At 69.8% G+C, this 21,255-nt stretch carries 20 protein-coding genes; 13 read left to right on the top strand and 7 right to left on the bottom strand.

Translation table 11 applies throughout. The features are described 5' to 3' along the window. Positions 1-24 precede the first annotated feature (24 nt). A complete protein-coding gene (locus VGU03_RS09570) occupies positions 25-381 on the top strand; it encodes a hypothetical protein (RefSeq protein ID WP_327480152.1) in 357 nt (118 codons plus the stop codon). A gap of 17 nt (positions 382-398) precedes the next feature. Further along, on the top strand, positions 399-1,082 hold the full coding sequence (locus VGU03_RS09565) for an HAD family hydrolase (protein ID WP_327480151.1): 684 nt from the start codon (positions 399-401) through the stop codon (positions 1,080-1,082). A 127-nt stretch (positions 1,083-1,209) separates the two neighbouring features. On the opposite strand, the gene VGU03_RS09560 is transcribed toward VGU03_RS09565, so the two are convergent. The 3 genes from VGU03_RS09560 to secB all read right to left on the bottom strand — a co-directional run bounded on the left by VGU03_RS09560 (position 1,210) and on the right by secB (position 5,900). Continuing rightward, on the bottom strand, positions 1,210-4,233 hold the full coding sequence (locus tag VGU03_RS09560) for a DEAD/DEAH box helicase (RefSeq protein WP_327480150.1): 3,024 nt from the start codon (positions 4,231-4,233) through the stop codon (positions 1,210-1,212). A 122-nt stretch (positions 4,234-4,355) separates the two neighbouring features. Continuing rightward, entirely contained in the window at positions 4,356-5,381 is a 1,026-nt protein-coding gene (locus VGU03_RS09555; protein ID WP_327480149.1) for an NAD(P)H-dependent glycerol-3-phosphate dehydrogenase, read from the bottom strand. A gap of 12 nt (positions 5,382-5,393) precedes the next feature. Next, positions 5,394-5,900: a protein-export chaperone SecB gene (secB, locus tag VGU03_RS09550; RefSeq protein WP_327480148.1), complete on the bottom strand. Its 507-nt coding sequence runs from the start codon at positions 5,898-5,900 to the stop codon at positions 5,394-5,396. A 301-nt stretch (positions 5,901-6,201) separates the two neighbouring features. Here secB and rpmB point away from each other — a divergent pair, with 301 nt between their 5' ends. From rpmB to VGU03_RS09535, 3 genes are all read left to right on the top strand, one after another. Next, complete coding sequence (rpmB, locus tag VGU03_RS09545) at positions 6,202-6,438, top strand: 50S ribosomal protein L28 (RefSeq protein ID WP_209619039.1); 237 nt, start codon at positions 6,202-6,204, stop codon at positions 6,436-6,438. A 10-nt stretch (positions 6,439-6,448) separates the two neighbouring features. Beyond that, the gene (rpmG, locus tag VGU03_RS09540; protein WP_017463578.1) at positions 6,449-6,616 is read left to right on the top strand and encodes a 50S ribosomal protein L33; all 168 of its coding nucleotides are present in this window, start codon (positions 6,449-6,451) and stop codon (positions 6,614-6,616) included. A gap of 300 nt (positions 6,617-6,916) precedes the next feature. Beyond that, positions 6,917-7,429, top strand: a complete 513-nt coding sequence (locus VGU03_RS09535; RefSeq protein ID WP_327480147.1) for a DUF3016 domain-containing protein — start codon at positions 6,917-6,919, stop codon at positions 7,427-7,429. 73 nt (positions 7,430-7,502) lie between these two features. Here the strand turns inward: VGU03_RS09535 and VGU03_RS09530 are convergent, their stop codons facing one another. Further along, positions 7,503-8,696: a DesA family fatty acid desaturase gene (locus VGU03_RS09530; RefSeq protein ID WP_327480146.1), complete on the bottom strand. Its 1,194-nt coding sequence runs from the start codon at positions 8,694-8,696 to the stop codon at positions 7,503-7,505. Between the two features lie 134 nt (positions 8,697-8,830). On the opposite strand from VGU03_RS09530, the gene VGU03_RS09525 reads away from it, so the two are divergent. The 6 genes from VGU03_RS09525 to mutM all read left to right on the top strand — a co-directional run bounded on the left by VGU03_RS09525 (position 8,831) and on the right by mutM (position 14,633). Further along, on the top strand, positions 8,831-9,565 hold the full coding sequence (locus tag VGU03_RS09525; protein ID WP_327480145.1) for an ABC transporter ATP-binding protein: 735 nt from the start codon (positions 8,831-8,833) through the stop codon (positions 9,563-9,565). Further along, positions 9,562-10,311: an ABC transporter permease gene (locus tag VGU03_RS09520; RefSeq protein ID WP_327480144.1), complete on the top strand. Its 750-nt coding sequence runs from the start codon at positions 9,562-9,564 to the stop codon at positions 10,309-10,311. Before VGU03_RS09525 ends, VGU03_RS09520 begins: the two co-directional genes overlap by 4 nt. Then, entirely contained in the window at positions 10,311-11,666 is a 1,356-nt protein-coding gene (locus VGU03_RS09515; protein WP_327480143.1) for a GldG family protein, read from the top strand. The genes VGU03_RS09520 and VGU03_RS09515 overlap by 1 nt, the downstream gene beginning before the upstream one ends. Then, a complete protein-coding gene (locus VGU03_RS09510; RefSeq protein WP_327480142.1) occupies positions 11,666-12,151 on the top strand; it encodes a hypothetical protein in 486 nt (161 codons plus the stop codon). Before VGU03_RS09515 ends, VGU03_RS09510 begins: the two co-directional genes overlap by 1 nt. A gap of 72 nt (positions 12,152-12,223) precedes the next feature. Next, positions 12,224-13,633, top strand: a complete 1,410-nt coding sequence (gndA, locus tag VGU03_RS09505; protein ID WP_327480141.1) for an NADP-dependent phosphogluconate dehydrogenase — start codon at positions 12,224-12,226, stop codon at positions 13,631-13,633. 172 nt (positions 13,634-13,805) lie between these two features. Further along, on the top strand, positions 13,806-14,633 hold the full coding sequence (gene mutM, locus VGU03_RS09500; protein ID WP_327480140.1) for a bifunctional DNA-formamidopyrimidine glycosylase/DNA-(apurinic or apyrimidinic site) lyase: 828 nt from the start codon (positions 13,806-13,808) through the stop codon (positions 14,631-14,633). Between the two features lie 43 nt (positions 14,634-14,676). On the opposite strand, the gene VGU03_RS09495 is transcribed toward mutM, so the two are convergent. From VGU03_RS09495 to VGU03_RS09485, 3 genes are all read right to left on the bottom strand, one after another. Further along, positions 14,677-15,438 carry a hypothetical protein gene (locus tag VGU03_RS09495; RefSeq protein WP_327480139.1) on the bottom strand — a complete coding sequence of 254 codons (762 nt, stop codon included), beginning with the start codon at positions 15,436-15,438 and terminating at the stop codon, positions 14,677-14,679. A gap of 78 nt (positions 15,439-15,516) precedes the next feature. Next, positions 15,517-16,149 carry a thymidine kinase gene (locus VGU03_RS09490; RefSeq protein WP_327480138.1) on the bottom strand — a complete coding sequence of 211 codons (633 nt, stop codon included), beginning with the start codon at positions 16,147-16,149 and terminating at the stop codon, positions 15,517-15,519. Between the two features lie 58 nt (positions 16,150-16,207). Continuing rightward, positions 16,208-17,506, bottom strand: a complete 1,299-nt coding sequence (locus tag VGU03_RS09485) for an NAD(P)/FAD-dependent oxidoreductase (protein ID WP_327480137.1) — start codon at positions 17,504-17,506, stop codon at positions 16,208-16,210. A 139-nt stretch (positions 17,507-17,645) separates the two neighbouring features. Here VGU03_RS09485 and VGU03_RS09480 point away from each other — a divergent pair, with 139 nt between their 5' ends. Together VGU03_RS09480 and VGU03_RS09475 are read left to right on the top strand one after the other, a co-directional pair. Continuing rightward, positions 17,646-19,625, top strand: coding sequence for a UvrD-helicase domain-containing protein (locus VGU03_RS09480; protein WP_327480136.1), 1,980 nt, complete (start codon positions 17,646-17,648; stop codon positions 19,623-19,625). Positions 19,626-19,649: 24 nt separating this feature from the next. After that, positions 19,650-21,224 carry a tetratricopeptide repeat-containing sulfotransferase family protein gene (locus VGU03_RS09475; protein WP_327480135.1) on the top strand — a complete coding sequence of 525 codons (1,575 nt, stop codon included), beginning with the start codon at positions 19,650-19,652 and terminating at the stop codon, positions 21,222-21,224. The last annotated feature ends 31 nt before the right edge of the window (positions 21,225-21,255 follow it).

Raw genomic sequence — 21,255 nt, 5'->3', positions numbered from 1 at the left:
TTGGGGGACTCACCCAGGATGCCGATGAACCGACCACGCGCCATCTGCCTCGCGCCGTGCCTTGCCGCGGCGATGCAGGCATCGGCCGCACCGCCAGCGCCGGTGCAGGCGGCGTCGGCCCCGACCTTGCGTCATCCGGCCAGGCCAATCGCCTCGCGCGCCCAGCTCGATGCCTGCCTGCGCGACACGCCCGCCTCCGCCTCACCGCTCGACGCGCTGACGGCCGCCGGCCGGCAACGCTTCCTGGCCAGCCTGACGTCCACTGGCCAAGGCCTGGCCGCGACCGTGGCCGGCGGGACCGGCGCGCAACCATGCGGCGCATGGCGCCGACGGCTGGCCGAGGTCGGCCTGCCGCACCCGTCCGGGCGTTCCCGGTCTTGACCCTCCACGGACATCCGATGAGCCTTCCCAAAACCGCCTTCCTTTTCGACCTCGACGGCACGCTGGTGGACAGCGTCTATCAGCACGTGCTGGCATGGAAAGAGGCGCTGGACCGCGAGGGCGTCGAGCTCTCGGTGTGGCGCATCCACCGCAAGATCGGCATGAGCGGCGGCCTGTTCACGCAGATCCTGCTGCGCGAGACCGGCATCGAGATCACCGAGGAGCGCGTGGCGCGGCTGCGCCGCTGGCACGCCGAGGCGTACGCCCGGCGCGCCGAAGCCGGCGGCGTGCGGCCGCTGCCCGGCGCGCGCGAGCTGCTGGCATGGCTCACCGAGGCCGGCCTGCCGTGGGCGATCGCCACCAGCGGCCGCATGCAGACGGCAGCGCACAACCTGGAGGCGCTCGGCGTGGACCCCTCGAAGGTGCCGGTGGTCACGCGCGACGACGTACGCCACGCCAAGCCCGACCCGGACCTGTTCGTGGCCGCCGCCGAACGGCTCGGCGCGGACATCCGCCATGCGCTGGTGCTTGGCGACAGCATCTGGGACATGCTCGCGGCGCGCCGCTGCCATGCGCTGGGCGTGGGCCTGCTCTCCGGCGGCTACGGCCAGGAAGAGCTGGAGCGTGCGGGCGCCTTCCGCGTCTACGAGGATCCGGCCGACCTGCTGCGGCACATCGACGAAGTCGCCGCGCGGGATTGATCGCGCGCGCACCCGCTTTGCCTATTGCAACGAGCCGGCCTCCCACCGCCGTGGCACGTCCAGGTGAACCACGCGCCGCGGGAGGCCGCACCCTCGCCCGCGGTAGCGCCGCCCGTGCGCCGGGGCGCTAGCCCGGCGCCAGCAGCGCGTCCAGGTCGTCCTGGTCGAAGCTCAGCTTCTCGCGCGCGCCGCCGCCTTCGAGCACGGCTTCCGCCAGCTCGGCCTTGCGCGCCTTGAGTTCCTCGATGCGTTCCTCGACGGTGTTGGCGGTGATCAGGCGGAACACGAACACCGGCTTGTCCTGGCCGATGCGGTGGGCGCGGTCGGAGGCCTGTGCCTCGGCGGCGGGGTTCCACCACGGGTCGTAGTGGATCACCGTGTCGGCGGCGGTGAGGTTCAGACCCACGCCGCCAGCCTTGAGCGAGAGCAGGAACAACGGCACGTCGCCGTCCTGGAACCGCTGCACCGGCTCGGCCCGGTCGCGCGTCTCGCCGGTGAGCATGACGTAGCGGATGCGCCGGCGGTCCAGCTCGGCCGCGATCAGCTTGAGCATTTCGGTGAACTGCGAGAACAGCAGCATCTTGCGCCCTTCGGCGAGCAGCGCCGGCAGCATGTCCATCAGCAATTCGAACTTGGCCGACTCGCGCACGCCGCGCGCAGCCTCCAGCTTGACCAGGCGCGGATCGCAGCAGACTTGGCGCAGCTTGAGCAGCGCGTCGAGCACGACGATGCCCGAATGGGCGATGCCGCGCTGGGCGATCACCTCGCGCAGCTCGTCGGCGAGGGTCAGGCGCAGGCTCTCGTAGAGCTCGCGCTGGCGTCCGTCGAGCACGACGCGCCGGGTGATTTCGGTCTTGGGCGGCAGCTCGGCGGCGACCTGCGCCTTGGTCCGGCGCAGGATGAAGGGGGCGAGACGATGGTTGAGGCGCGCCTGGCAATCCTCGTCGCGCTGTTTCTCGATCGGCACGCGGTAATGGCGGCGGAACGCGCCTTCGTCGCCGAGCAGGCCGGGCACGGCCAGGTCGACCTGCGACCACAGCTCGCCCAGGTGGTTTTCCAGCGGCGTGCCGGTCAGGCAGATGCAGCGCGGCGCGCGCAGGCTGAGCACGGCGCGGCGGGCCTGCGTGCGCGGGTTCTTCACTTGCTGCGCCTCGTCCAGCACGATCAGCGCGAACGGCTGTTTCCTCAGCGTGACCACGTCGCGCGGCAACAGCGCATAGCTGGTCAGCACGATGTCCTGCGCACCCAGTTGCGAGAAGTCGCCGCTGCGCTGCGGGCCGTGCAGCGCGAGCACTTTCAGGCCGGGCGCGAAGCGCGCGATCTCGACCTGCCAGTTGGGGATCAGGCTGGTCGGCACCACCACCAGCGCGGGCTGCGCCAGCGCGCCGCGTGCCTTCAGCGCGAGCAGGTGGGTGATCAACTGCAGCGTCTTGCCCAGTCCCATGTCGTCTGCAAGCACGCCGCCGACGCCGGCCTCGGCCAGCGCGTTCAGCCAGCGCAGGCCTTCGCGCTGGTACGGGCGCAGCTCGACGGTGAGGCCGTCCGGGATCGCGTCGCTGGCGCGTTCGGCGGCATCGCGCAGGCGCGCGGTGAAGCCGCGCAACGCCTCGGGCGCGCGCAGTTCGCCGCCGCTGGGCAGCGCCTCGACCAGTTCTTCCAGGCGGCCGGCCTGCACGCGCGGCAGGTGCAGCTTCTTCCTGGGGCGCTCCAGGTACTCGGCCAGCGGCGCCAGCAGGCCCCGCAGCTCCTTCAGCCGGACCGGCACGCGGCGGCGCTCGTCCACCGGCGCGTACCACACCGCGTCGTCCGGCTCGTTCGGCGCCGGGCTCAGGTTCAACTGGTGCTCGGCCAGTGCCTGCGCCACGGCGGGCAGCAGGTTGTGGCGCTTGCCCTCGACCTCGATGCCGATTTCCAGGTCGAAGGCATGGTCGTCGGCATCCTCGGTGGCGTTGCCGTACCAGCGCACCGGACCTTCGAGCACTTCGAAGGGGAAGCTGGGCGCGTATTCGAGCAGGAAGCCTTCGGCCTCGAGCTTGGCGCGCAAGGCCAGCCAGCGCGCGGGCGTGTTCACCTCCAGCGCGCCGGCGTAGCCCTTGCCGGGGAACAGCCAGGCGTCCTCGGGCAGGGTATCGGCCAGGTCCCAGGGCAGGCCCTCGGTGTCCACGCCGGGGGTCAGGCCGGCGCGTTCGAGCTGCTCCATGGCCGAGAGTTCCTCGGCGCGGCGGCGCGCGATCTCGACCAGGTGGCCGTTGCGCACGCGGCGCACCAGCGGCTCGCCGCCGCGGCCGGGCAGGCGCTCGCCGGCGTAGTCGAAGGCCAGCCGCGCGTAGGCCAGCGGCGGCGTGCCGGCGGCCAGGCGCGCGTGGCGGGTCAGCGCGTGCAGGGTCAGCACCGGCTTGGGCGCCAGTTCGGCGCGGCGCAGCTGGTCGAACACCTGCGGCGGCGGCAGGCGCTGGCCGAGTGCGCTGTTCTTCAGCGACTTAAGCAGCGGCCGGCTGTATTCGTGCTGCAGCGGCGGCAGGTCGAGCCAGTGCGACTCGCGCGGCTCGGCCTCGAGCAGGCCGACGCAGGCATGTTCGGCGTCGAGGTACCACAGGTTGTCCAGCCGCAGCAGGCGCTGATTGTGGCCCAGCCGGGGCAGCAGGCGCTGGCTGCCGTCCTGCTCGAGCTGCCATTGCCAGGCGAGCGGATGGGCCTTGCCGCGCGAGAGCCGCAGTCCGGCCAGGCCGCCCAGGAAACACGGCGCGGTATCGAGCATCTGCGCCAGCAGCGCATCGCCGATATGGCCGGCCAGCCGCACGTAGCTGCGGCCCTTGCGCACGCTTTGCGGCAGGCCGAGCACGGCGGCCGCGAGGTGCTGTTCGTGCGGTTCGAGCGGCGCGTGCGCCAGGTGCCGGCTGTCCAGCGGGGCGGGACGCACGTAGCGGCCTTGCTCGGCGACGCCCAGCGCCACCGGCGCCACGTCGAGGTGGGCATAGGACGCGCCCTCTTCGGGCACCACTTCGAAAAAGAAGCCCAGCACCTGGGTCTCGGCCGCAGCCGCGGGCGGCGGCCTGAACAGGCGGCGCCAGGCCGGCGGCAAGCCGCCCCCAGCCTGGTCTTCCGGGGGGGAGACGCGGTCGGCGGGCTGCTTTTCGTCCGGTTGCTGCATGCGCGTGCGATCCGCCCTGCCGGCCAAAACCGCGAGCTTAGCAAGGGGACCGGTGGTGTGCGCGTCGAGGGCGCAAGTTCGTGCGGCCACGCCGGGCCGCGGCCGCATCCGGCGGCAAGACGTCAGTTGCGGCCGAACAGGCCTTGCGGATATTCCGGCTTCTGTTCGCGCGACATCAGCTGGCGCACGCCCTCGACCGGGGTGACCTCGCCGTGCAGCACGGCGCGCACGCCGTTGGCGATGGGCAGGTCCAGGCCGTGTTGTTCGGCCAGGCGGGCCACCTCGTCGGCGGTCACCACGCTCTCGACCACCTGGCCGATCTGGCGCACCGCCTCGTCCAGCGCGATGCCCTGGCCCAGGGCCAGGCCCAGCCGGCGGTTGCGCGAGAGGTCGCCGGTGCAGGTGAGCACCAGGTCGCCCAGGCCGGACAGGCCCATCAGCGTTTCCGGCCGCGCGCCGAGGGCCAGGCCCAGGCGCAGCATCTCGTTCATGCCGCGGGTGATCAGGCCGGCGCGGGCGTTCAGTCCCAGCAGCATGCCGTCGGCCACACCGGTGGCCACCGCCAGCACGTTCTTCATGGCGCCGCCGAGCTCGGCACCGAGTACGTCGTTGCCCGAATAGGCGCGGAAGTTGGGTGCGTGCAGCAGCGCGGCGAGCGCCTTGGCGAAGGCCTCGTCTTCCGAATGCACGGTGACCGCGCTGGGCTGGCCAGCCGCCACTTCGCGGGCGAACGAGGGGCCGGTGACCACCGCCGCCGGGCGGCCCGGCAGCTTCTGCGCCACCAGCTCGTGCAGGAAGCGGCCGGTGCCCGGCTCGAAGCCCTTGGTCGCCCAGGCGATCGCCGTATCGGGACCGAGCAACGGCACCAGCTCGTCCAGCATCGAGGCGAAGGCGTGGCTGGGCACCACGATCAGGATGACGTCCGCGTCGCGGACGGCGGCGGCCAGCTCGGGCTCGTAACTCAGCCCGGCGGGCAGTTCCAGGTCAGGCAGGTAGCGCTGGTTGCGGCGGCTGGCGGCCATCGCCGCCAGCGCCGCGCGGTCGCGGCCCCACAGCCGGGTGGCCACGCCGTTGCGTGCAGCCAGCGCGGCCAGCGCGGTGCCCCAGGAGCCGGCGCCCAGCACCGCGAGGGTCGGTTGGTCCCGCATGGATCGGCTTCGTCAGCTGTTGAGCGTCGGCGCCTCGCCGCCGCCCATCGCACGGCGCTGCTGTTCGGCGAACAACGCGTCGAAATTGATCGGCTGCAGCAGGAACGGCGGGAAGCCGCCCTCCAGCACCAGCGAGGAAATCACCTGGCGCGCGTACGGGAACAGCAGATTCGGGCAGTAGCTGCCGATGATGCCGGCATGGTCCTGCTCGGCGAAGCCGGCGATGCCGAACACGCCGGCCTGGTGCACCTCGGCCAGGTACGCGGTGCGTTCGCCCAGCGTGCAGGTCAGGGTCAGGCTCAGCACCACTTCGTAGAGGTCGTTGCCGAGGTCGGTGGCGCGCTGGCCCAGGTTCAGCTGCACCTGCGGCTGGGCCTGCTCGTCCTCGCCGATCTCCTGGAAGATCTGCGGAGCGTTGGGCGCCTCGAAGGACACGTCCTTGACGTAGATCTTCTGCAGCATCAGCTGCGGCATGGCCGGGCCGTTGGCCTGGCTGGGGGCGGGCGTGACTTCGGCCATCTTCGAATCCCTCGGAATCGTGAATGCAGTGGAGCAAAGAGCACGATTGTTCCATACATCCGCCGGCCCCGCCATCCGGGATAGCCCCTAAGGCTTGCGCAGGGGCCTGTTTTTCCGGGAGAATACGCGGCTCGACTCCTGGCCGCCCCGGCTCACCGGGCCTTCCGCGACGCGATGCGGAACACTGCCGGCCACCGTTCGAAGCGCAACACCCTCCAGCCATCGCGTGGCGCCCCAGGCGTCGCTGGGCCGATGCCGCCCTGGCCAACGGGCGGTCAAAACACCGATTACGGAGGCCCTCATGGCCCGTGTATGTCAAGTCACCGGAAAGGGGGTGCAGACCGGCAACAACGTCTCGCACGCCAACAACAAGACCCGCCGCCGCTGGTTGCCCAACCTGCACGAGCGCCGCTTCTGGGTCGCCAGCGAGAACCGCTGGGTGAAGCTGCGCGTTTCCAACGCCGCGCTGCGCACCATCGACAAGAATGGCATCGAGGCCGTGATCGCCCAGCTGCGTGCCCGCGGCGAGAAGGTCTGAGGATTGAACCATGGCTAACAAGACCCAAGACAAGATCCGCCTGATCTCCTCGGCCGGCACCGGCCACTTCTACACCACGCAGAAGAACAAGAAGAACACGCCGGAGAAGTTCGAGTTCAAGAAGTACGATCCGGTCGTGCGCAAGCACGTGATCTACAAGGAAGGCAAGATCAAGTGATCTTGAGAAAACCCGCCCACGTGGCGGGTTTTTCTTTTTGGGCGGTGGTGGGCGGCGGCCGCTTGGCATCCGCCGATCGATGCATCCCTCGCCATGTTTTCCGCCCTGCCCGGCGCGCCATCTGCCGGGCCCGCCCGAGCGAGCGCAGCCTGGTGTCTGCCTGATCAGGTGCGTACCGGGAGATCCTTGTGGCAGGTCCACCGGCACTCCGATCGGACGTTAGGACGACGACGGAAAGCCTCGCGCCGCGTTGGCGTCCCGCGTCGTAGTGTGGCTTCACTTCGTCACCGGAGACATGCCATGTCCAAGCTCACGTTCCGCTCGACCTTCGGCCTGGCCCTTGCTCTGGTGACCCTCGTCGCCGCCGCAAGCGGCGGTACGGTCACCGTTCGCTACGACCATCCGGAGAATTTCACCGAAACACGCGAGGTGAGGGCGTTTGCGCCCTCTCGTGCCGACCCCGGCTATCTCGATACCCTCAAGGGCTACATGGAAAAGCAGGCGGCCGCCGTGCTGCAGCCCGGCCAGAAGCTCGACATCGTGGTGACCGACCTCGACCGCGCCGGGTCCTACCTGCCCTCGGCGGGCGCGCTCAACCCCGTGCGCGTGGTCGAGGACATCTATCCGCCGCGCATGACCTTGCACTTCCGCCTGCTCGACAGCCAGGGGCAGGTGATTCGCGAAGGCGAGCGCAAGCTCGTCGATCCCGCCTTCATGTACGACAGCCCCGGCGGCTTTGCCAACACCGATCCGCTGCGCTACGAGAAGCGACTGATCGATCGCTGGCTCGGCAAGGGGCCGGCGAAGCTCTGATCCAAAGAAAAAGCCCGCCGAGGTGGCGGGCTTTTTCTTCAGGTCGACAGAGTCCTTGGTTTGAACAACGGACTCAGGCGCTGGTGACGCGATAGCCCTTGAGGCGCGCGGCGAATTCCTGCAGCGAGCGGATGCCGCTCTGCTCGGCCTCGACGATCCACTGCTGCAAGCCCTTCAGGGCCTGCTCGGCGCCACGCTGCTCCATCAGCGCCGCCAGGCGGGTGCGGAAATCGCACACGGTCCGCAGGGTCGGGCGCTTGGCCAGCACGGCCTGCAGCTTGGCGCTGCCGTCATGGTCGAGCCAACGGCCGCCATCGGCCAGAGCGCGACGCAAGCGACGCGGCATCGACTTGAGGTTGTCGCCGGCATGAGCCGCTTCCTCGCGCAGGGTCGGCACGATGACGCCGCGGTAGTAGTCGGTCATGGCCTGGAAACGATGCGTAAGCACGGCCTTGAGCGTCTCCGCGTCAGGCAGGTGCACGTTCGGGCGCACATCGAGCGAGGGCGCCACTCGCAATACCTTGGCGAGGCCCATCGCACGCAACCCACAGATCGCGGCCCAGCCGATATCGAACTCCCACTTGCGCAGGGCGAACTTGGCCGAGCTGGGGAAGGCGTGATGGTTGTTGTGCAGTTCTTCGCCGCCGATCCAGAAGCCCCACGGGATGAGGTTGCGGGCGGTATCGGCGCTCTCGAAGTTGCGGTAGCCGGCCCAATGGCCGACGCCGTTCACGAAACCGGCCGCCCAGAACGGGATCCAGACCATCTGCACCGCCCACAGCGCCGCACCGATCACGCCGAACAGCGCCAGGCTGATCAGCAGCATCAGGGTCGGACCCCAATACGGATGGGCACCGTAAAGCTTGTGTTCGACCCAGTCATCCGGCGTGCCGCGGCCGTACTGTTCCATGTCCTGCTTGGACTCGCAGGCCTCGCGATACAGCGAAACGCCGTCCCAGAACACCTTCTTGATGCCGTAGATCATCGGGCTGTGGGGATCTTCCTCGGTCTCCACCTTGGCGTGGTGCTTGCGATGCACCGCGACCCATTCCTTGGTGACCATGCCGGTGGTCAGCCAGCCCCAGAAGCGGAAGAAGTGCGCCAGCACCGGGTGGAAATCCACACCACGATGAGTCTGGCTGCGATGCAGGTACAAGGTCACCGTGAAGATGGTGAGCTGGGTCACCACCAGCATGTAGACGAGCATGGCGAGCCAACCGGCGTGGGTCACGCCGTTGGAAAGGAAGGTCAGCACCGTGTCGAGCATCAGGAAAACACCGGGGAAGTTGAAAGGCAGTCTATCGGAGGGGTTTCCGTACCCGCCAGCATGGCACGTCGCATTTCACGCGCGCGTGAGCGCCCGCTGTTGTGTAAAGGTGGGGGCGCCGTGACAATCATGCAATGACTCTGCCACAACCGCTGTTAAAGCTTGAGCAAGTGAGCCGCCGCCGCTCCGGGCGGCCTGCGGTGCAGGGCCTCGACCTCGCGCTCGGGCGCGGCCAGGTGCTGGGCCTGCTGGGCATCAACGGCGCCGGAAAATCGACGACGCTTGCGATGATCGCCGGCGCCTTGGCGCCGGACAGCGGGCGCGTCCTGCTGGATGGACAGGAGCTTGCCGAGCAGCCGGCACTCGCGCGCCGCCTGGTGGGCTGGCTGCCCGAACGTGCCCCGCTGTGGCAGGAACTGACGGTGGGAGAACATCTGGACGCCCATGGTCGCCTGCGTGGCTTGAAGGGCGCGGCGCTGAAGCAGGCGCACGCACGCATCGTCGAACGGCTGGAACTCGCGCCGCTGGAACGGCGTCTGGCCGGCGTACTGTCGCAGGGCCAGCGCCAGCGCTTGGGCCTGGCCTGCGCGCTGGTGCACCAGCCCTCCCTGCTGGTGCTGGACGAGCCGGGCAACGCGCTCGATCCGGTGCAGCTCGCCGCGCTGCGCGCGCTGATCCGCGAGCAGGCCGCCGCCGGCACCGCGGTGATCCTGTCCACCCACGTGCTGGCCGAGGTGACCGCCGTGTGCGACCGCGTGGCGATCCTGCACGAGGGCACGCTGCGCCACGACGACGTGCTGGCCGAGCACGACCACGCCGCGCTGGAGCGGCGCTTCTTCGCCATCGCCACCACCAAGGCCGCGGCATGAGCGCAATGGCACGACTGGAACTGCGCCGGCTGTTCATGCGCCCGCTCGCCTGGGTGCTCGGCGCGCTTACGCTGGCCTGGCTGGCGTGGAACTTCACCCTGCTGCTGGGCAACTTCCTGGCTGCGCAGATCCGCCTGGCCGCCCTGCCCGACGGTCCCGGCTATACCGACCTGGTCGGCGTGCCGCTGCTGGCCCAGCTCGCCCAGCTCGCCTTCCTGGTGGTGCCGCTGCTGTCGATGTCGGCGCTGGCCGGCGAGCGGCGCGAAGGCCGCCTGGCGCTGCTGCTCGGCATGGGCCTCACGCCCACCCGTATCGTGCTGGGCAAGTACGCCGCCCTGCTGACGTGGCTGCTGGCCTGGCTGGCGCTCACCCTGGCCATGCCGCTCGCCCTTGCCCATGGCACCAGCATCGACTGGGGCAAGCTCGCCGCCGCGGCGCTGGGCGCGGCCCTGCTGCTGGCCACGCTGGCCGCGCTGGGGCTGGCCTGCTCGGCCTTCGCCTCGCATCCGGCGCTGGCGGCGGCCGCCGCGCTGGTGATCACGCTGGGCCTGTGGGCGGTGAACATGGGCGCGCAGGTGGCCGGCGTCGACGATGGCGCGCTCAACTGGCTGGCGATGAGCTCGCACCTGCAGCCGATGCTGCGCGGACTGGTCGCCAGCCCCGACGTGGTGTGGTTCGTCCTGCTGGAGGCGGTCTGCCTGGCTCTGGCGATCCGCCGCGTGGCGACCGAACGGGAGCGCGACTGATGCGCAAGCTACTCGGACGTCTGGACGGCTGGTTGTTCGCGCTGGCCGTGCTGGCCGCGGCCGGCGCGATCGGCTATCTCTCGACGCAGCACGCCTGGGTCGCCGACTGGACCGCGGGTGGGCGCGCCAGCCTCTCGGCGGAGAGCCGCGCTGTGCTGGGCAAGCTCGATGGACCGGTCGAGATCGTCAGCTACGCCAACCCGCAGGGCGAGCTGCGCGCGACCATCGCCGGCTTCGTCGAACGCTACCGCCGGCTGAAGAGCGACCTGACGCTCACCTTCGTCGATCCCGAACAGGATCCGGCGAAAATGCGCGAGCTCGGCATCACCGTCGACGGCGCCATCATCGTGCACTACCACGGCCGCGAGCAGCGGCTGGACGAGCTGTCCGAGCGCAGCCTCACCAACGCGCTGGAGCGGCTGGCGCGCGGCGGCGAGCGCATCGTCGCCTTCGTCACCGGCGATGGCGAGCGGCGCGCGGACGGCCAGGCCAACGCCGACATGGGCACCTTCATGGCGCAGCTGGAAAGCCGCGGCATGCGCGCGGTGCCGCTCAACTTCGCGCAGGTCACCGCGGTGCCCGAACACACCGACCTGGTGGTGCTGGCCAGCCCTACGCTGGCGCTCGCGCCCGGCGCGGTGCGTGCGCTGGTCGACTACGTCGGCAACGGCGGCAACCTGCTCTGGCTCACCGAACCGGCCGACAGCGACCTGAATCTCGCGCCGCTGGCCGACGCACTGGGCCTGCGCGTGCTGCCCGGGGTGCTGGTCGACGGCGGCGGCGCCGCGCTGGGCCTGAAGGACCCGCGCATGATCGCGCTGGGCGCCTATCCGCCGCACGCGATCACCCGCGGCTTCGTGCTGACCACGCTGTTCCCGCAGGTCGCCGCGCTGGCCCAGGTCAACCGCAACGACTGGACGGTGCAGGGGTTCCTGCGATCGGGTCCGCAGAGCTGGACGGAATTCCAGCCGATCACCAATGCCGCCAGCTCGACCATCCGCTATGACGCCGCCGCCGGCGAGCTCAAAGGCCCGCTGGACTTCGGCCTGGCGCTCACCCGGCTCTCGCCCAGCCCCGACAAGAGCCAGCAGCGCGTGGTGGTGATCGGCGACGGCGATTTCCTCTCCAACACCTTCCTGGGCAACGGCGGCAACCGTGCGCTGGGCGAGCGCGTGTTCGACTGGCTGCTCGGCGACGACGCGCTGGTGAGCCTGCCGCCGCGCGGCGCCCCGGACCGTACGCTGGACATCTCGCAGGCCGAGCTCAACGTGCTGAGCCTGGGCTTCATGGTCGCCCTGCCGCTGGTGTTGCTGGCCATCGGCGGCCTGCTGGCCTGGCGCCGGCGCCGACGCTGATGCGGCGGGCGGCACGCCAGCGCGGGCTCGTGCTGGGCATCGCCGCGGCGCTGCTGGTGCTGGCTGCGCTCCAGTACCGTCACGACCGCGCCCGGGCGCCCGGCACCCTGCTCGGAGTCGATCCGGCGTCGATCACCGCGGTGACGCTGGATATGTCCGGCAGGCCGCCGGAACGCTACCGCAAGCGCGACGGTCACTGGTGGACCGAAGATGGCCGGCATGCGGATGACGGCCGGCTCGGTGACCTGGCCGGCATCGCCGCGGCGCCGGTGGCCGGCTGGCGTCCCGCCGGCAACTTCGACCTGGCCAAGATCGGCCTCGTCCCGCCGCTCGCACGGCTGCAGCTGGACGATCGCACGATCGAGTTCGGCACCACCGCCGTGACCGGCCCGCTGCGCTACGTGCGCGTGGGCCAGCGCATCGCGCTGGTGCCGCTGCGCTACACGCCGCGGCCCGCGGCCAGGGACGCCGAACGCATCCACTGACGTGTCCTGCGCTTGTGGCGCGCGCGGACGGGCCCATATCGGGCGAGTCGAAGTCTTCCGAAGGAGCGCGCGATGAGCCAGCAGGTGATGGGTGTGTTCGGCATGGGCGTGATGGGCCGCAGCCTGGCGCTGAACATCGAGGGCCATGGCCACGCCGTGTCGGTCTACGACCACGACAACGCTTTCACCGAGCAGGCGATGGCCGCCCATCCGGACCGGCGGCTGGTGCCCTTCCACGATCTGCCGGCCTTCGTCGCCTCGCTGCAGCGCCCGCGGCGGATCCTGCTGATGATCAAGGCCGGTGCGCCGGTCGATGCCATGCTGGAGGCGATGAAGCCGCTGCTGCAGCCGGGCGACATCGTGATCGACGGCGGCAACAGCTATTACCTGGACACCATCCGCCGCGAGCGGGAGATGCAGGCGGCCGGCTTCAACTTCATCGGCTGCGGCATTTCCGGCGGCGAGGAAGGCGCGCTGCACGGCGCCTCGATCATGCCCGGCGGCCCGCGCGAGGCCTACGCCAAGGTCGAGCCGATCCTTACCCAGATCGCCGCGCGCGCGCCGGACGGCACGCCTTGCGTGGCCTGGATGGGACCCGACGGCGCCGGCCACTACGTGAAGATGGTGCACAACGGCATCGAGTACGGCGACATGCAGCTGATCGCCGAGAGCTACGCGGTGCTGCGCCAGGTGCTGGGCCTGTCCAACGCCGAACTCGCGCAGGTCTACGACAACTGGAACCAGGGCGAGCTGGACAGCTATCTCATCGGGATCACCTCGCGCATCTTCACCCGCAAGGACGAGGGCACCGGCCACGACCTGGTCGACATGATCCTGGACCGCGCCGGCCAGAAAGGCACCGGCCAGTGGACCTGCCAGGACGCGCTTCAGATGCGCGTGCCGCTGCCGCTGATCACCGAGGCGGTGTTCGCCCGCGGCCTGTCGGCGCAGAAGGACGAGCGCATCGCCGCCAGCCGCGTGCTGGCGGGCCCCGCCGCGGCGTTCGCAGGCGACCGCGCCAGCTTCGTCGAAGCGGTGCGCCGCGCGCTCTACCTGGGCAAGCTGATCTCCTATGCGCAGGGCTTCGCCCAGTTGCATGCCGCCTCGCGGGCGCACGGCTGGGACCTGGACTACGCCACCATCGCCAGCATCTTCCGCGCCGGCTGCATCATCCGCGCCGGCTTCCTCGCGCGGATCATGGACGCCTACACGCGCGATCCGGACCTTTCCAACCTGATGCTCGACCCCTACTTCGCCGACATCGCCGGGCGTTACCAGCAGGCGTTGCGCGAGGTGGTCACCACCGCGGTCACCTGCGGCGTGGCCACGCCCTGCCTGGCATCGGCGATCGCCTGGTTCGACGGCTACCGCAGCGAGCGCCTGCCGGCTAACCTGCTGCAGGCGCAGCGCGACTACTTCGGCGCGCACACCTTCGAACGGACCGACCGGCCGGGCAGCTTCCACGTCGAGTGGGAGGCTTGAGGCAAAGGCCGTCCGCCCTTGGTGGCCTCCCCGTAACGGGACAAGAACAGCAGCGAGCCTTCTGCCGCGAACGCGGGGAAGGTGGCGAAGGCGGATGGGGTGCGCCTTTCGCCGGATAGCCAGCGTTCCCCCAAGCCCGCTCGCCACCCGCCCCCTTCTCCGCCCTCAACCCATGCCCGAACTCCCCGAAGTCGAAACCACCCGCCGCGGCATCGCTCCGCACGTGGTCGGCCGCCGCGTGAGCGAAGTGGTCCTGCGCCGCCCGGACCTGCGCTGGCCGATCCCGCGCGAGGTGAGCGAGCTGTTGCCGGGCCAGCGCATCGACTCGGTCGAGCGCCGCGCCAAGTATCTGCTGCTGCACACGCAGGTCGGCAGCGCCCTGCTGCACCTGGGGATGAGCGGCGTACTGCGCGTGCTGCCCCCAGACGCGCCGCTGGGCACCCACGACCACGTCGACATCGCGCTCGCCGCGGAGCCGGGCCGGCCTGCCCGTGTGCTGCGCTTCACCGACCCGCGCCGGTTCGGCTGCCTGCTGTGGCAGCCGCCTGGCCAAACGCACGAGCTGCTCGCCGCGCTCGGCCCGGAGCCGCTGACCGATGCCTTCGACGGCGACCTGCTGTGGCACCTCTCGCGCGGGCGCAGCGCGGCGGTAAAGCTGTTCCTGATGGACAACGCGGTGGTCGTCGGCGTGGGCAACATCTACGCCAGCGAGGCGCTGTTCGCCGCGGGCGTCGATCCACGGCGCGCCGCCGGCAAGGTTTCGCGCGAGCGCTATGCGCGTCTGGCGCAGGAGGTCAAGCGCATTCTCGGCTGGGCGATCGAGCGCGGCGGCACCACGTTGCGCGATTTCCTCAATCCCGACGGCGCGCCCGGCTACTTCTTCCGCGAGCTCAATGTCTACGGCCGCGCCGGGGAACCGTGCAAGAACTGCGGCTCGCCGATACGGCAGGCCACCCTGGGCCAGCGCTCGACCTTCTGGTGCCCGCGCTGCCAGCACTGAGCCGATGGCCCGGTCCACCGCGAGGCGACCGGGTCCGGCCGCATCAGACCGGCCAGTCGAACGCCACGTGGCTGTTGTTGAAGCGGGGATCCTCCAGGCTGCCGCTGCGCCGCGCGACGAAGCCGCCGGGCAGGCCTTCCACCTCCAGCGGCTGCCCATCGGCGAAGTGCGCACCCAGCGCCTGCAGTTCGACCAGCCGCTCGCACAGCATGCCGGCCTGGTCGGCATGCGCGTCGGGCACGTGCTCGAAACTCAGGTCCGGCCGGCCGAACTTGCGCAGGCCGCGGGTGTGCACGTGCGAGCGGCCTTCGTCCTCGGCGTTGCGCAGGATCAGCACGTGATTGCGCGGCGGCGCGCCGCCCGGGACCAGATAGTGCCGGCGCCAGGCGGCGGCGTCGAACAGGGTGAGGATCTGCGGGTCCAGCACGGCCTGCCCGCCCGCGTCGAGCAGGCCGGCGAGCACGCCCAGCGTGTCGCGCAGGTAGTCCAGGCTGTCCTGGTCGGCCAGCTCGCCGCGCACCACCAGCACTTCGGGAGCGGCGCGCGCCAGGTCGAAGGCCTCCGGTGCGTCTTCCTTCAAGAGCTCGCCCAGCGAGCCCTTGAGCGGATAACCCTCCCAGTCGCGCAGCGCGGCATGCGCAAAACGCTGCAGCGACACGCCCTCGGGCAGGCCGTTGCTGGCGTAGCGCGCGGCGGGAATGGCCAGGTCCTCGGCGAAACGGCCGAAGACGTGGAAGTTGAGCACGATGGTCTCGTCGCTCGGTTGCCAGTAAGGGCGCGGCCAAGCTTCCGGCGTGGAGGTCATGGGGATTCCTTGGATTCCAGGATCAAGAGCTGCAAGCCTTCGCTCTCCCCGCCCGCGTTGTTCGGGCAGAGCGAGCGGTCAGCGCGTGTCGTCCAGCGGCAGCACGCTCTGCTGCAGCTCGATGCGGCCGCGGCCCTCGGTAATGTGCTTGAACTCGGCGCGGCTGACCGAGACATAGCGGTCGTTGCCGCCGATCTCAACCTGCGGGCCCTCGGTCACCGCGCGGCCCTGTTCGTCCACTCGCACCACCATGGTGGCCTTGCGGCCGGTGTGGCATATGGTCTTGATCTCGTCCAGGTGGTCGGCCCAGGCCAGCAGGTAGCGGCTGCCCTCGAACAGCTCGCCGCGGAAGTCGGTGCGCAAGCCATAGGCGAGCACCGGGATACCGAGCCGATCGACCACGTCGGTGAGCTGCCACACCTGCGCCTTGGAGAGGAACTGCGCCTCGTCCACGAACACGCAGTGCAGCGCGCCGCGTTCTGCGATGTCCGCCTCGATCAGCGCGAACAGGTCCTCGCCGCTGCCGAAGCGGCGCGCATGGGCCTTCAGGCCGATGCGCGAGGCCACCACGCCCTGGCCGTAGCGGTCGTCCAGCGCCGGCGTCAGGATCAGCGTGCGCATGCCGCGCTCTTGGTAGTTGTACGCGCTCTGCAGCAGCGTGGTGGTCTTGCCGGCATTCATTGCCGAGTAATAGAAGTAGAGCTTGGCCATGAGGCGCCGGCGGGGCCGGTCGGTCAGCGGAAACGGCGCATTGTAGGCGCGGCCGGCCTCATTCGGCGCGCGCCTGCGCAAGACGCTGGCGATGCCCGGCCCACCATCCGGGAAGGTTGCGCAACACCATGATCGCGTAGACCAGCTTGAACAGGCGCAGCCGCAGCAGCACGCGGGGGGCGTCGAACAGATCGCCGGCGAGCATCGAGATCACGCCCTGCTCCAGCTGCCACACGTTGCGCGGCGCGCGGAACATCTGCCGCATCACCGGTTCGTTGAAGCGATAGATGAAGAAGGCGAAGCGCGCCATGCCCTCGCGCAGGCGCTTCTCCAGCGCGCCCTGCAGCGCCGCCTCGCGCGCGGGATCGCGCAGCGCGCCGTCGACCACCTCCACCGCCCGCTCGGCGGCATCCATCGCCAGGAACACGCCGGAGGAAAAGACCGGATCGAGGAAGGCGAAGGCATCGCCGACCAGGATCCAGCCGGGGCCGGCCATGCGCGCGGAATCGTAGGAATAATTGCCGGCCGCCCGCACCTCGTCGACCAGTTCGGCGCCTTCCAGCCGCTGCCACAGCGCGGCGTTCTGGCGCAGCGTGTCGAGCAGGAACTCGCGCGTGTCGCCGCGGCGGCGCTTGAGGTACTCGGGCCAGCACACCGCGCCCACGCTCATGCTGCCGTCGGGCAGCGGGATCATCCACATCCAGCCGTGCTCGAAGCGGTAAATGCTGACGTTGCCCGCGTCCTCGCCTGGCCGGCGCGCGGCGTTGGCGAAGCGGCTGAACAGGGCCGCGCTCTGGTGCAGGGGGTTCTTGCGCTTGAGCTTCTTCCTTGACGACAGGAAGGCGTCGCGGCCGCTGGCGTCGACCACGTAGCGCGCCTCGATGCCATAGCGGCGGCCGTCATCGGCGCGCACCTCGAGCAGGTTCTCGCGCGGCCCGGCCTGTTCGAGCTTGAGCACCTCCTGGCCCTCGCGCGCGTCGGCGCCGCACTCGCGCGCATGGTCGTAGAGCATCTTGTCGAAGTCCTGCCGCCACACCTGGTAGCTGTGCGGCGGGCTGTCGCCGAGCGCGCGGCCGAAGGAGAACACGTTGTAGCCGCGCTCGTTGGCCGCCTCGAAATCGGCGCCGGCCTTGAACACGCCCAGCGCGCGCACCTTGTCGAGCACGCCCAGGCGCTCGAAGATCGGCAGGTTCATAGGCAACAGCGATTCGCCGATGTGGAAGCGCGGATGGCGCTCCTTTTCCAACGCGATCACGCGGTAGCCGCGCCGCGCCAGCAGCGCGGCCGCGGTGCTGCCGGCAGGCCCGCCGCCGATGATCGCCACGTCGCACCGCTCGATTGTCGATCCCCTCTCCATGCGCGCTCCCCGCGTGCCCGAACCACGGCGATTATGGCGGATGCGACAAGCCTTAAGGGGGCAGAAGTTCGTCGCCCCCATCCGGCCCCGGGAGGGCGCTCTGCTACCATCGTCCCCCGCCCGCACCAGCGCCCGTTCCATGCTCAATCCGCAACAATTGGCCGCCGTCGAACACTGCGACAGCCCGCTGCTGGTGCTGGCTGGCGCGGGCTCCGGCAAGACCTCGGTGATCACCCAGAAGATCGCCCACCTGATCCAGCGGCGGAAGCTCGCGGCCGGCAAGATCGCGGCGATCACCTTCACCAACAAGGCCGCCCGCGAGATGCGCGAGCGCGTGGGCAAGCTGGTCAGCAGCGAGGACGCCGCCGCGCTCACCGTGTGCACCTTCCACGCGCTGGGCCTGAAGTTCCTGCAGATCGAGCACGCGCGCGCCGGGCTGCGCCGCGGCTTCTCGGTGCTGGACGCCGACGACAGCGAGGGCATCGTCAAGGAGCTGGCTCCAAAAGGCGTCAAGCCGGACGTGCTGTTCGGCCTGCGGAACCTGCTGAGCCGCGCCAAGAACGCCGGCCTCTCGCCGGAGGAAGCGCTGGCCGCCGCGCGCGCGCCGCGCGAGCTGGAGGCGGCGACGATCTACCAGATGTACCAGCAGCGCCTGGCCGCCTTCAACGCGGTCGACTTCGACGACCTGATCCGCCTGCCGCTGCGCATCCTCGAATCGGACGCCGAATGCCGCGACGCCTGGCGCGAACGTTTGCGCTACCTGCTGGTGGACGAGTACCAGGACACCAACGACGCGCAGTACCGGCTGCTCAAGGCGCTGGCCGGCGAACGCGGCCGCATCACCTGCGTGGGCGACGACGACCAGTCGATCTACGCCTGGCGCGGCGCCAACCCGGAGAACATCGATCAGCTCGGCCGCGACTGGCCGAACCTGCGCGTGATCAAGCTGGAGCAGAACTACCGCTGCGGCAAGCGCATCCTGCGCGCGGCCAACCGGCTGATCGCCAACAACCCGCACCTGCACGAGAAGAAGCTCTGGAGCGAGCATCCGGAGGGCGCGCCGATCCGCGTGCTGGAGTGCAAGGAGGCCGAGCACGAGGCGGAGAAGGTGGCGGCGATCGCCACCACCCTCGCGGAAAAACACAAGGCGCGCTGGCACGACATTGCCATTCTCTACCGCGGCAACTTCCAGGCCCGTCCATTGGAAAAGGCGCTGCGCCTGGCGCGCATTCCGTACCACCTCACCGGTGCGCTTTCCTTCCTCGACCGCGCCGAGGTGAAGGACCTGCTCTGCTACCTGCGCCTGCTGACCAATCCCAGCGACGACGCGGCCTTCCTGCGCGTGGTCAACGTGCCCAAACGCGAGGTCGGCGCCACCACGCTGGAGAAGCTCGGCCAGCTCGCGCAGTCCAGGCATTGCTCGCTGCTGGAAGCGACCCGCAGCGACGCGGTGCTGCGCCAACTCACGCCGCGCCCCGCCGCTGCGCTGGCCGGCTTCGCCGAACTGCTCGACGAACTGCGCAGCGCCTCGCTGCACGAAAGCGCCGCCGACCTGGTCGAGCGCATCTTGAAGCGCACCGGCTACGCCGCGCACATCGCCGCAAGCACGCCCGACGCCGCCCTGCGCGATCGACGCCTGGCCAACCTGCAGGAGCTTTGCGACTGGTTCCGCGCCATGCAGAAGGGCAACAGCGCCGGCGATCTGGCCGCGCAGCTCGCCCTGCTCAGCCACGCCGACCGCGACGAGCCCGGCAACGCCGTGCGCATGATGACCCTGCACGCGGCCAAGGGCCTGGAGTTCCGCTTCGTCTTCATCGTCGGCTGCGAGGAAGGCACGCTGCCGCACGAGGGCGCCATCGACGAGGGCCGCATAGACGAGGAACGGCGCCTGATGTACGTGGGCATCACCCGCGCCAAGGAACTGCTCACCCTGTCCTGGTCGGCCAAGACCCGCCGCTACGGTGAAGTGCACAGCAACCAGCCCAGCCGCTTCCTCAACGAACTGCCGCAAGAGGACCTGCACTGGCAGGGCAAGGACCCGGAAGCGGACAAGGAAGTGGTGCGCGAGACGGCGCAGTCGCATATGGCGAAGATCGCCGCGATGCTGGCTGGAGGCTGACGGACCACGCTCTGGATACCCAGCATGACCGACGCCTCTCGCCTTGCCGACCAGGCCATCGCGGCCTTCAACCGCCGCGACTGGCTGCCCGCCCGCGATCTCGCCTTGCGCACCCTGGCCCAGGCGCCGACGCAGGCATCGGGCATGCACTACATCGCCGGGATCGCCTGCCTGGAATTGCAGCAGCTTCCGCAGGCCGTCCAGCTGCTGCAGCACGCAGTCAGGCTTCATCCCATGCGGGCCGATTTCGCCGCCCAGCTCGCCAAGGCCCTTTCGATCGCCCGTCTTTCGCGCGAGGCGCTGGCGGTCGCCGACCAGGCGATGGCGCTGGAACCGGACGATCCCCTGACGCTCGATACGCTGGGCGTGGTCTACAACCAGGCCAACGCATACGCACAGGCGGCCATCGCGTTCCGGCGGGCGGCCATGCGCATGCCGACCGCTGCTCACTATCGGTTCAACTTGGCGACCGCGTTGCTTTTCCATGGCGACCTGGCGGGCGCCGGGCAGGAGCTCGAGGCGTGCATCGCTCTGGCGCCGACCTTCTGGAAAGCCCACCTCACCTTGGCCAGCCTGCGCCGACAGGACACCGAATCCAACCACATCGAACGATTGCGGCGGCTGCTCGGGCAGGCGGGCGATGATCAGCCGGCCCAGCTGTACCTGAACCTTGCACTCGCCAAAGAATACGAGGACCTGGGCGACTATTCCGTGGCCTTCGCGCATTTGACGCGTGGCAAGGCGGCAGGTCGGGCCACCCGCAACTACTCGATCCGACGCGACGAGGTGCTCGTCGAGGCCATGGAACGCGCGTTCCCCGAGCCGGTGGCAACCGATACGGGCGACCCGAGCGAGGAATCGATCTTCGTGCTCGGCATGCCGCGTTCCGGAACCACGCTGGTCGAGCGCATCCTATCCAGCCATCCACAGGTGTATTCCGCCGGCGAGCTGCAGAATTTCGGCGTCGAGCTCAAACGGCTCTCCGGCAGCCGCACCCCGCATATGCTCGACCCGGACACCATCGCCCGTGGGCGGCATGTCGACTGGAATCGACTCGGGCAGAACTACCTGGCCAGCACCCGGCCGGCGACGGCTGCCAGGCCACGCTTCGTCGACAAGCTGCCGCACAATTTCCTCTATGCGGGTTTCATCGCACGTGCCCTTCCCAGGGCGAGGATCATCTGTCTGCGGCGCGACCCCATGGATACGTGTCTGAGCAATTTTCGGCAGTTGTTCGCGCAGACCTCGCCCTACTACGACTATTCGTTCGATCTGCTGGACACCGGACGCTACTATCTCTTGTTCGATCGCCTGATGGCGCATTGGCGACGCGTACTGCCCGGGCGCATCCTAGAAGTCGAATACGAGGCGCTGGTGGCCGACCCGGAGTCGGGCATGCGCAGGCTGCTGGAGCACTGCGGCCTGCCCTGGCATGAGGGATGCCTGCGCTTCGAGCAGAATCCCGCACCGGTGGCCACTGCCAGCGCGGTGCAGGTCAGGGAACCGATCAATCGCTCGTCCATTGGCCGCTGGCGAAAGTACGCCGCCCAGCTGCGCCCGCTGCAGGCGCTGCTGGAGGAAGCCGGCATCGTCCTGTAGCGAAAAAAAAAGCCCCGCGGATGCGGGGCTT

This window comes from Frateuria sp. (assembly GCF_035944355.1).
Taxonomy (GTDB): domain Bacteria; phylum Pseudomonadota; class Gammaproteobacteria; order Xanthomonadales; family Rhodanobacteraceae; genus Frateuria_A.
The sequence above is the reverse complement of the archived record's forward strand: the minus strand, read 5'-3'. Positions and strand labels throughout refer to the sequence as shown.

Excerpts from the sequence above, each read along its gene's own strand:
- VGU03_RS09535 (WP_327480147.1), top strand. The coding sequence starts at position 6,917 with ATGTCCAAGCTCACGTTCCGCTCGACCTTCGGCCTGGCCCTTGCTCTG.
- VGU03_RS09510 (WP_327480142.1), top strand. The coding sequence starts at position 11,666 with ATGCGGCGGGCGGCACGCCAGCGCGGGCTCGTGCTGGGCATCGCCGCG.
- VGU03_RS09490 (WP_327480138.1), bottom strand. The coding sequence starts at position 16,149 with ATGGCCAAGCTCTACTTCTATTACTCGGCAATGAATGCCGGCAAGACC.
- VGU03_RS09570 (WP_327480152.1), top strand. The coding sequence starts at position 25 with ATGAACCGACCACGCGCCATCTGCCTCGCGCCGTGCCTTGCCGCGGCG.
- VGU03_RS09520 (WP_327480144.1), top strand. The coding sequence starts at position 9,562 with ATGAGCGCAATGGCACGACTGGAACTGCGCCGGCTGTTCATGCGCCCG.
- secB (WP_327480148.1), bottom strand. The coding sequence starts at position 5,900 with ATGGCCGAAGTCACGCCCGCCCCCAGCCAGGCCAACGGCCCGGCCATG.
- VGU03_RS09475 (WP_327480135.1), top strand. The coding sequence starts at position 19,650 with ATGACCGACGCCTCTCGCCTTGCCGACCAGGCCATCGCGGCCTTCAAC.
- gndA (WP_327480141.1), top strand. The coding sequence starts at position 12,224 with ATGAGCCAGCAGGTGATGGGTGTGTTCGGCATGGGCGTGATGGGCCGC.
- VGU03_RS09485 (WP_327480137.1), bottom strand. The coding sequence starts at position 17,506 with ATGGAGAGGGGATCGACAATCGAGCGGTGCGACGTGGCGATCATCGGC.
- mutM (WP_327480140.1), top strand. The coding sequence starts at position 13,806 with ATGCCCGAACTCCCCGAAGTCGAAACCACCCGCCGCGGCATCGCTCCG.
- VGU03_RS09555 (WP_327480149.1), bottom strand. The coding sequence starts at position 5,381 with ATGCGGGACCAACCGACCCTCGCGGTGCTGGGCGCCGGCTCCTGGGGC.
- VGU03_RS09565 (WP_327480151.1), top strand. The coding sequence starts at position 399 with ATGAGCCTTCCCAAAACCGCCTTCCTTTTCGACCTCGACGGCACGCTG.
- VGU03_RS09560 (WP_327480150.1), bottom strand. The coding sequence starts at position 4,233 with ATGCAGCAACCGGACGAAAAGCAGCCCGCCGACCGCGTCTCCCCCCCG.
- VGU03_RS09530 (WP_327480146.1), bottom strand. The coding sequence starts at position 8,696 with ATGCTCGACACGGTGCTGACCTTCCTTTCCAACGGCGTGACCCACGCC.
- VGU03_RS09515 (WP_327480143.1), top strand. The coding sequence starts at position 10,311 with ATGCGCAAGCTACTCGGACGTCTGGACGGCTGGTTGTTCGCGCTGGCC.
- VGU03_RS09525 (WP_327480145.1), top strand. The coding sequence starts at position 8,831 with ATGACTCTGCCACAACCGCTGTTAAAGCTTGAGCAAGTGAGCCGCCGC.
- VGU03_RS09495 (WP_327480139.1), bottom strand. The coding sequence starts at position 15,438 with ATGACCTCCACGCCGGAAGCTTGGCCGCGCCCTTACTGGCAACCGAGC.
- rpmG (WP_017463578.1), top strand. The coding sequence starts at position 6,449 with ATGGCTAACAAGACCCAAGACAAGATCCGCCTGATCTCCTCGGCCGGC.
- rpmB (WP_209619039.1), top strand. The coding sequence starts at position 6,202 with ATGGCCCGTGTATGTCAAGTCACCGGAAAGGGGGTGCAGACCGGCAAC.
- VGU03_RS09480 (WP_327480136.1), top strand. The coding sequence starts at position 17,646 with ATGCTCAATCCGCAACAATTGGCCGCCGTCGAACACTGCGACAGCCCG.